2 protein-coding genes are annotated in these 1786 nt (G+C 57.7%); one reads left to right on the forward strand and one right to left on the reverse strand.

Translation table 11 applies throughout. The features are described 5' to 3' along the window. Positions 1–42: 42 nt before the first annotated feature. On the reverse strand, positions 43–1083 hold the full coding sequence (locus ACRESD_RS01510; RefSeq protein ID WP_431749313.1) for an NADP(H)-dependent aldo-keto reductase: 1041 nt from the start codon (positions 1081–1083) through the stop codon (positions 43–45). A gap of 249 nt (positions 1084–1332) precedes the next feature. Here ACRESD_RS01510 and rplM point away from each other — a divergent pair, with 249 nt between their 5' ends. Beyond that, the gene (rplM, locus tag ACRESD_RS01515) at positions 1333–1761 is read left to right on the forward strand and encodes a 50S ribosomal protein L13 (RefSeq protein ID WP_256454796.1); all 429 of its coding nucleotides are present in this window, start codon (positions 1333–1335) and stop codon (positions 1759–1761) included. Positions 1762–1786: the final 25 nt, after the last annotated feature.

Below are 1786 nucleotides of genomic sequence, written 5' to 3' on the forward strand. Positions count from 1 at the left end.
ATGTGGGAGCTGGCTTGCCTGCGATAGCGAACTACAGGTCCATCAAGGTGCAGGGTTCGGATGATCCTTCTGGATCGCCTCAATCCCTTCCAGCACCTCTTTGGACAGCTTCAGGTCAGCACTAGCGATGTTGCTGTCCAGTTGCTCCAGCGACGTAGCCCCGATGATGTTGCTGGTCACAAACGGCTGCTGCGTCACAAACGCCAGCGCCATCTGTGCCGGGTCCAGGCCATGCTCGCGCGCCAATGCCACATAACGGCTGCACGCCGCTTCCGACTGCGGGTTGAAATAGCGGCTGAAGCGGCTGTATTCCGTCAGGCGTGCCTTTGCCGGGCGGGCACCATTTTCATACTTGCCCGTGAGCATGCCGAACGCCAGTGGCGAATACGCCAGCAAGCCGCACTGTTCACGAATGGCAACTTCCGCCAGGCCCACCTCAAAACTGCGGTTGAGCAGGTTGTAGGGGTTCTGGATCGACACCGCACGGCTCCAGCCTCGAGCTTCGGCAAGGGCCAGGAATTTCATGGTGCCCCACGGTGTTTCGTTGGACAGGCCGATGTGGCGGATCTTGCCGGCCTTTACCTGCTCGTCCAGTGCTTCGAGGGTTTCTTCCAGTGGGGTGAGATTGTCTTCGTCCTTGTGCTTGTAGCTCAGTTGGCCGAAGAAGTTGGTGCTGCGCTCCGGCCAGTGCAGCTGGTAGAGGTCGATCCAGTCGGTCTGCAGGCGCTTGAGGCTGGCATCCAGGGCTTCGGCGATATGCTTGCGGTTATGGCGCAGGTGGCCATCGCGGATGTAATCGATGGTGTTGCCAGGGCCGGCGATCTTGCTGGCGAGAATCCAGTCGGCACGGTCGCCGCGGCTTTTGAAGTAGTTACCGATATAACGCTCGGTGGTGGCATAGGTGTCGGCCTTGGGCGGCACCGGGTACATCTCGGCCGTATCGAGGAAGTTGATCCCCGCGGCCTTGGCCCGCTCGATCTGCGCGAAGGCCTCTGCCTCGCTGTTCTGCTCGCCCCAGGTCATGGTGCCCAAGGCTATCGCGCTCACGTTCAGATCCGTACGGCCCAGCTGTCGATAATCCATCGGGTACTCCTTCAGGGAAAACAATCATAAAAGCAGGTTGAATTTTTTTTCGCAATCTGCATAATTGCCCACCTCTTTCTGCAGTGGAAGTGATGCGCCGCCTGCCGAAGAATCTTGCCGTTGAACGGACGCGCCGACCCGAGCCCCCGATAGCGTCTGTATCCGGCTGCCTTTGACCTTGTCAAAGTACGCACTATTCAGTAAGATCCGCCGTCTAAATTTACAGGCGGCCCCTGAGGCTATTAAAGAATGACAACTTTTACTGCAAAACCGGAAACAGTTCAGCGCGACTGGTTTGTCGTCGACGCCGCTGGTCAGACCCTGGGTCGTCTGGCCACTGAAGTCGCCAGCCGTCTGCGTGGCAAGCACAAGCCTGAGTACACCCCGCACGTTGATACCGGTGACTACATCGTCATCATCAACGCTGAGCAGGTTCGTGTAACCGGCAACAAAGCAAGCGACAAAATGTACTACCGTCACTCCGGTTTCCCAGGCGGTATCAAGTCTTCCAACTTCGAAGGCCTGATTGCCAAGAAGCCTGAAGCCCCGATCGAAATCGCGGTCAAAGGCATGCTGCCGAAGGGCCCACTGGGTCGCGATATGTTTCGCAAGCTGAAAGTCTATGCGGGCGCAGCTCACCCTCATGCTGCTCAGCAGCCCCAAGAACTGAAGTTTTAACGGAATAGTTCATTATGTCGGCGAC

The organism is Pseudomonas sp., from assembly GCF_050739995.1.
In the GTDB taxonomy this organism is placed as follows: Bacteria; Pseudomonadota; Gammaproteobacteria; order Pseudomonadales; family Pseudomonadaceae; genus Aquipseudomonas.

Excerpts from the sequence above, each read along its gene's own strand:
- ACRESD_RS01510 (WP_431749313.1), bottom strand. The coding sequence starts at position 1,083 with ATGGATTATCGACAGCTGGGCCGTACGGATCTGAACGTGAGCGCGATA.
- rplM (WP_256454796.1), top strand. The coding sequence starts at position 1,333 with ATGACAACTTTTACTGCAAAACCGGAAACAGTTCAGCGCGACTGGTTT.